Below are 6,946 nucleotides of genomic sequence, written 5' to 3' on the forward strand. Positions count from 1 at the left end.
AGCCGGCCGTGACCCCGGCACTCAAGTCAGCGGGCGGCCTCCTCGCCGCCACCCTGACCCTCTGTGTGCTGGGCACAGCCCCGGCCCCCGCGGCGACGGCGACACCGCACTCCGCCACCGCCGCCTCCTCCCCCCTCCCCCACATCTGGCCGACCCCCCAGCAACTGACCCCCGGCCGGGGCACCCCACCGCAACGGGTCCCGAAGCAGGTCGTCGAGGTCGTCGGCAAGGCCACCGACCCCGCCGCCCGCACCCTCGTCGAACAACTCCTGCGCGAGGCCGGCGCCCGCACCATCCGCACGGTCACCGCGGGCCACCCGACACCCCCCGCCGCCCTCACGGTCTACGTGGGCGGCCCCACGGAGAACCCGGCCACGGCAAGGGCGCTCAAGCACCTGAACGCCGAACCCCCCAACCAACTCCCCTCCGGCGGCTACACGTTGGCCACCGGCAAGGGCACGATCGCCCTGTCGGGCGTGGACCCGACGGGCACGTTCTACGCGGCCCAGACCCTCCGCCAGCTGATCACCCGCGACACCGTCCCCGCCGCAACCGTCCGGGACTGGCCGACCACCTCCCTGCGCGGAGTGATCGAGGGCTTCTACGGCGCCCCCTGGACCCAGCGCGACCGCCTCTCCCAACTCGACTTCTACGGCCGCACGAAGCAGAACGTGTACGTCTACTCCCCCAAGGACGACCCGTACTTGCGCGCGAACTGGCGCGACGAGTACCCGCCCGCCCAACTGGCCACCATCAAACAGCTGGTGGACCGGGCGACGGCGAACCACGTCCGCTTCACCTACGCCCTCTCCCCCGGTCTGTCGGTCTGCTACTCCTCGGCCGCCGATGTCCAGGCCCTGGTCACCAAGTTCGAGTCCCTGTACGCGATCGGCGTGCGCTCCTTCGCCGTACCGCTGGACGACATCAGCTACACGGCGTGGAACTGCGCGGCGGACGAGGCGAAGTTCGGCACGGGAGGCGGCGCGGCGGGCACGGCACAGGCAGCCCTCCTGAACGACGTGGTGAAGGACTTCGTCGACGCCCACCCGGACGTGGCCCCACTGGAGATGGTCCCGACCGAGTACTCCGACCTGGCCGACTCCCCGTACAAGACGGCCCTGCGCGAGCGGCTGGACCAGTCGGTCGTCGTGGAGTGGACCGGAGTCGGCGTCATCGCGCCGACGATCAGCACCGAACAGGCCCGCCAGGCAAGGAAGTTGTTCGGTCACCCGATCCTGATCTGGGACAACTACCCGGTGAACGACTACACCACCAGCCGTCTCCTCCTGGGCCCCTACACGGGCCGCGAGCCAGGGGTGGCCACCCAGGTCACGGGCATCACCGCCAACCCGATGATCCAGGCGGAGGCCAGCAAACTCGCCCTCTTCACCTCCGCTTCCTACGCCTGGAACCCGAAGGCGTACGCCCCCGAGGCAGCCTTCCTGGCCTCGGTGAAGGACTTCGCGGCGAACGCCCCCGGCTCCACGGCCACCTCCCTCCGGATCTTCGCGGAGAACAACTACTCCTCCCTCCTGGACGCCACCGAGTCCCCGACCCTGACACCTCTCCTCAAGGCGTTCACGACGGCGTACGAGAACGAGAACGGAAAGGACCTGGACAAGGCGGCCGGCGCGCTGACGGCCTACTTCAGGTCGATGGCGGCAGCCCCCGCCGACCTCCGCGCACACCTCCCCAACTCCCGCTTCCTGTCGGAGACTTCACCCTGGCTGGACAAGCTGGCCGCATACGGTGAGGCGGGCGGAACAGCGGTGGAGCTGATGCTCGCGCAGCAGAACGGCGACACGGACGCGGTGGCGACCCTCTACGCCGACCTCCAGTCCCGACGCAGGCAACTCGACGCGGTGCCGCAGCAGATCGCCCCCGGCGTACTGGACCGCTTCCTGTTCGAAGCGACACTGAACGCGGCTCCGGACCCGGGCCCGGACGCGTCGTTCACCCCGGCATCGCTGTCCTTGTCCCCCGGCGCCAGCACGACGGCGACCCTCACGATCGCGGACAACCGCTCGACGACCACCCGCACAACAACGTGGAAGATCGGGGCGGTCGACGGCCTGACGGTGACCCCGTCCTCGGGCACGGTCACCGTCCCGGCGGGCGGAGAAGTGACGGCGACTCTGACGTTCACGGCGGCGAACGGGGCGAGCGCGGGCACAAGATCGGTCGCCGTGACCGGGGATGGACTGCTGAGCCGGGCGATTCCCGTACAGGTGAGCGGAGTTGGCGGCAGCACCCGTGCCCTGACGGCCAACTTCAGTGGCGCGTCGGTGAGTTCGGTGAACCTGGACACGGGCACGTCGACGGAGATCCCGGTGGGCAACAACCCCGGTGAGGTCGTGGTGAGCACGGACGGCCGTACCGCCTATGCGGCGAACCAGGGTTCGGACACGGTGAGCGTCATCGACGTGAGCACGGCGAAGGTCACGGCGACGGTGCGGGTCGGGGACGTACCGGCGGGGCTGGCCCTGACTCCGGACGGCCGCACGCTCTGGGTCGCGGACTACTCGGACGACGCGATCCAGCCGATAGACCTGGCGACGAACACACCGGGCGCGAAGATCGCGGTGGGCGACGGCCCGGAGAACATGGCGATCACCCCGGACGGCAGCACCCTGTACGTGGCGAACATCCACGACAGCACGGTGAGCCCGGTGGACCTCTCGACGGGCAAGGCGGGCACGCCGATCGCGGTCGGCCCGAACCCGTTCAACGTGGTCGCGGCGCCCGACGGCCGGACGGTCTACGTCTCCAACTCAGGCGGCTCGACGGTCACTCCCATCGACACCACCACGAACGAGACCCGCCCGACCTACCTGGTCACCGGCCAGGCCTACGGCCTCGCCATCTCCCCCGACGGCCGCACCCTCTGGGTCAGCGCGAGCAACGGCGACACGATCACCCCGCTCGACACGGTGACCGGCGCCCCCGGCACCCCGATCACGGTGGGCCGCTCGGCCTTCGACATCACCCTCGACTGGAACGGCACCACGGCCTACGTCACCACAGCGGACGCGGGCACCCTGGTCCCGGTGACAACAGCAACGAACACAGTGGGCACACCCTTGAAAACAGGGGCGTACCCACTGGCGGCGGCGGTGACGGGGGTGCCGGTCAGTTAAATGGAGACGGTTCACCCGCGCCCCGCTTCCAGGGGCGCGGGGCTGTATCCATTTGCGGCTCCGCCGCGCGGGCGCGACCAGCCACAACGCACCCGCAGACGAAGCACAGGGCCCGTCCGACGGTTACTGCATCTCGGCCCAGGGATCGATGACCGCCGGACGGGCCGGCGCGGGCGCGGCGGTGGCCCGGCAGGTGAACCCCAGCCGGGTCAGCGCGGCGATCATCTCCTTCTCGGTGAAGTCACGCCGGTCCAGCCGGGTGATCACCGCGCCGACCTGCTTCACCGGATAGTCCACCCCGCCGATGACGACGGCCGCGCTGGTGATGGGCTCGGGAGCGACCCCGTCCATCTTGTGCGTGACCTCACTCATGATCAGGTCGAACGGGAATCGGGCGATCACACAACGCATGGTGCCTCCGCGAGTCAGGAAGGGGCCGGAGCCGGTGGTTCTGGGAAACAGGTGCTCGTGCTGCTGCTGAATCTGGAGCCGAGGCCGAGACCTGGGCCTGGGCCGAAGCCGAGGCCAGGGCTAGCTGCTCTGCCGTGCGTCGGAACCGGGCCGCCGGTTACGGGGCGCCCTGCGCCGCCGACCACGTGCCTCCCCGCCGGAGGCATCCTGCTCCGTACGGGCGGCCGACGCGCCCCCACCCGGCGTACGCGGCGGCTTGGCGCCGCCACCGGTCGGGCGCGAGGCCTTCTTGGGGGCGCCGCCACCCGACGTACGCGATCCGGCACCGCCACCGGCACCCTCCGCGCCTCCGCGGCGTGATCGCGAGCCCGCCGAGGCCGTGCCCGCTCCCGTGCCGGAGCCCGAGCGTGAACCGGACCGGGACCGCGAGGACCTGGACCGGCCGGAGCCGTCGCCCTTCGGCGGGGACGGCGGGGTCGGGGCCGGGGCGGCGATGACGACGGGTATGCCCGAGGGCGTACGGGCGCCGGTGATCCGGGTCAGTTCGGCGGCGCCGGGGGCGACCTTGGCGGTGTTCGGGTTGACGCCCGCCGCCTTGGTCAGGCTCCGCATCTCGCGGCGCTGCTCGGGCAGCACCAGGGTGACCACGCTGCCGGAGGCACCGGCCCGGGCCGTACGGCCGCCGCGGTGCAGGTAGTCCTTGGCGCCGCCGGGCGGGTCCACGTTGACGACCAGGTCGAGGTCGTCGATGTGGATGCCCCGGGCGGCGACGTCGGAGGCGACCAGCACGGTGACCTCGCCGGTCTTGAACTGGGCGAGGGTGCGGGTGCGCTGGGGCTGGGAACGGCCGCCGTGCAGGGCCGCAGCACGGACCCCGCTCTTCAGCAGGTGCTTGGTGAGCCGGTCGACGCTGCGCCGGGTGTCCATGAACATCAGGACGCGTCCGTCGCGGGCGGCGATCTCGGTGGCGACCGTCTTCTTGTCGACGTCGTCGACGTAGAGCACGTGGTGCTCCATCGTCGTGACGGCGCCGGCGTGCGGGTCGGTCTGGTGGACCACCGGCTCGTGCAGATAGCGGCGGGCGAGCCGGCCGACGTCCGCGTCGAGGGTGGCCGAGAACAGCATGCGCTGTCCCTTGCGCGGCACCTGGTCGAGCAGGTAGGTGACCTGCGGCAGGAAGCCCATGTCGACCATCTGGTCGGCCTCGTCGAGGACGGTCACGGAGACCCGGTCGAGGCGGCAGTCGCGGCGGTCGACGAGGTCGCGGAGCCGGCCGGGCGTCGCGATGACGACCTCGGTGCCGGCGCCCAGCGCACGGGCCTGACGGGAGATGGGCAGCCCGCCGACGATCGTGGTCATCTTCAGCTTCATGGCGCGGGCGTGCGGGGTGAGCGCGTCCACGACCTGCTGGGCCAGCTCACGGGTCGGTACGAGAACGAGCGCCAGCGGGCGTCCCGCCTCGGCGCGCTGTCCGGCGAGCCTGGCCAGCATGGCGAGGCCGAAGGCCAGGGTCTTGCCGGAGCCGGTCTGGCCGCGGCCCATGACGTCGTGGCCCGCGAGGGTGTCCGGCAGCGTGGCCGCCTGGATCGGGAAGGGGACGGTGATGCCCTCGGCGGTGAGGGAGGCCAGCAGCGAGGGCGGCAGGCCCAGGTCGGCGAACGACCGGTTCATGCAGAACCTTCCTCAATGCGGCACGTCGACAGAGTTCACGGCAGCGCTCAGCGTCCGCCGCGACAGCGGCAGCACGCGGGACAGAAAGGCCGTGGGGACGGGCCGAAAGGAAACGAGCGGTAAGAATCAGGGACAAACCAGGGACGGAGGAAAAACCGTCCGAAAAAAACCGTGAGCCGGGGCCCACACCCCTAGGTGCGGGCCCCGGCCACAATCACGTGTGTTGTCGGTCCACCGGTTGGTTGACTAGTGGACCGCCAGGTTCACGCGGATCAGGCGGGGAGGATGTTCTCCGCCTGCGGGCCCTTCTGGCCCTGCGTGACGTCGAACGTCACCTTCTGGCCCTCGTGGAGCTCACGGAAGCCCTGGGTGGCGATGTTCGAGTAGTGGGCGAAGACGTCGGCGCCGCCGCCGTCCTGCTCGATGAAGCCGAAGCCCTTTTCCGCGTTGAACCACTTCACGGTACCGGTGGCCATGTCAAATCTCCTTGGGGCATGCTCGGGGGCCCGCACCGTGCGGACCCCGCGTCGCCGCAATGATTGCCCCGACCGGAGAGAACACCGGAAATATTTGGGAACCACAACTGCAACTGAAAACGACGGTAGCACAGAACAAGCCCCCGGGGACGTGCGGCAATGTCACACGTCCGGCGGGAATAGCTGATCCACTCGGCCCCGGTCCAGGACCGTGGGGATGTCCTCGTGGATGCCCAGAGTAGCGGCGGCCATCAGGTGTCCCAAGCGCAGTCCGGCCGTGGCGTCGCGTCCTTCGAGCAGACCGGCGAGGTATCCGGCGGCGAAGGCGTCACCGGCGCCGACGCGTTCGACGACGGGGGAGTCCGGGGCAGGCACGAAGACCCCCGTACGGTCCGTGCCGTCCGCGCCGTATGCGGTCGCACCGTGTCCGGCGTCCTTGACGACGAGCACTCCGGCCGGGCGCAGCAGGTCCCGTATCTCGTCGGCGCTGCCCGTGCCCCACAGGTTCTCGGCCTCGTCGCGGCCGACGAAGACGATGTCCGCGGCGCGGGCCAGGGCGAGCAGGGTGGTGGGGGCGGCGTCGGCGGGGTGGTCGCGCCAGAGGGCGGGCCGGTGGTTGACGTCGAAGGAGACGGCAGGGCCGGGCACGGAACGCCGTACGACCAGGTCGGTGAGGAGGTCGGCGCAGGTGGCGGAGAGGGCGGCGGTGATGCCGGAGAGGTGCAGCAGCCGGGCCGAGGCGAGCAGAGGGTGCTTCGCGAACCCGGGTCCCATGGCGGAGGCGGCGGAACCTCGCCGGTAGTAGTACGTACGGGTGCGGTCGGCGCCGGGGTCCTTGAAGTAGACGCCGGTTGGTCGTTCGGGGTCGGTCTCGGCAGCGGAGACGTCGACGCCGCGCCGGCCGATCTCGTCGAGGACCCGCCAGCCCCAGGGGTCGGCTCCGACCCGGCCGACCCAGGCGGCCCGGTGCCCGAGCCCGGCGAGCCCGCAGGCCACATTGGACTCGGCCCCACCGACCCCGACGGCAACCTGCCGCTGCCGCCCGAGGGAGTCCCCGTCGGCGGGCCGCAGCACGACCATGGTCTCGCCGAGGCAGACGATGTCGGGGGTGGGTGGGGGTGGGAGGGCCCCGTGCTACTTGGGTGTCTCTCAAACGAGCCGTTGATGTTTCGACTACGGGGGTCTTACCCTCTACGCCGGACCTTTCGCATGTCCTTCGCCTACATCAACGGTTTCTGACTCGCCTCACAG

5 protein-coding genes are annotated in these 6,946 nt (G+C 70.8%); 1 reads left to right on the forward strand and 4 read right to left on the reverse strand.

All coding sequences use genetic code 11. The features are described from left to right. The first annotated feature begins 8 nt into the window (after nucleotides 1–8). Nucleotides 9–3,137 carry a beta-N-acetylglucosaminidase domain-containing protein gene (locus CW359_RS21775; protein WP_105971740.1) on the forward strand — a complete coding sequence of 1,043 codons (3,129 nt, stop codon included), beginning with the start codon at nucleotides 9–11 and terminating at the stop codon, nucleotides 3,135–3,137. Between the two features lie 123 nt (nucleotides 3,138–3,260). Here CW359_RS21775 and CW359_RS21780 read toward each other — a convergent pair whose 3' ends face one another. The 4 genes from CW359_RS21780 to CW359_RS21795 all read right to left on the reverse strand — a co-directional run bounded on the left by CW359_RS21780 (nucleotide 3,261) and on the right by CW359_RS21795 (nucleotide 6,796). Further along, entirely contained in the window at nucleotides 3,261–3,548 is a 288-nt protein-coding gene (locus CW359_RS21780; protein WP_105971741.1) for an SCO5918 family protein, read from the reverse strand. 120 nt (nucleotides 3,549–3,668) lie between these two features. After that, nucleotides 3,669–5,219: a DEAD/DEAH box helicase gene (locus tag CW359_RS21785; RefSeq protein WP_105971742.1), complete on the reverse strand. Its 1,551-nt coding sequence runs from the start codon at nucleotides 5,217–5,219 to the stop codon at nucleotides 3,669–3,671. A 272-nt stretch (nucleotides 5,220–5,491) separates the two neighbouring features. Further along, complete coding sequence (locus tag CW359_RS21790; protein ID WP_006373337.1) at nucleotides 5,492–5,695, reverse strand: cold-shock protein; 204 nt, start codon at nucleotides 5,693–5,695, stop codon at nucleotides 5,492–5,494. Between the two features lie 162 nt (nucleotides 5,696–5,857). Further along, a complete protein-coding gene (locus CW359_RS21795) occupies nucleotides 5,858–6,796 on the reverse strand; it encodes a sugar kinase (RefSeq protein ID WP_269805606.1) in 939 nt (312 codons plus the stop codon). Between the last annotated feature and the right edge of the window lie 150 nt (nucleotides 6,797–6,946).

Origin of the sequence: Streptomyces geranii, from assembly GCF_002954775.1 — a bacterium.
In the GTDB taxonomy this organism is placed as follows: Bacteria; Actinomycetota; Actinomycetes; order Streptomycetales; family Streptomycetaceae; genus Streptomyces; species Streptomyces geranii.

Coding starts and splice junctions, on each gene's coding strand:
- CW359_RS21780 (WP_105971741.1), bottom strand. CDS start 3,548: ATGCGTTGTGTGATCGCCCGATTCCCGTTCGACCTGATCATGAGTGAG.
- CW359_RS21785 (WP_105971742.1), bottom strand. CDS start 5,219: ATGAACCGGTCGTTCGCCGACCTGGGCCTGCCGCCCTCGCTGCTGGCC.
- CW359_RS21790 (WP_006373337.1), bottom strand. CDS start 5,695: ATGGCCACCGGTACCGTGAAGTGGTTCAACGCGGAAAAGGGCTTCGGC.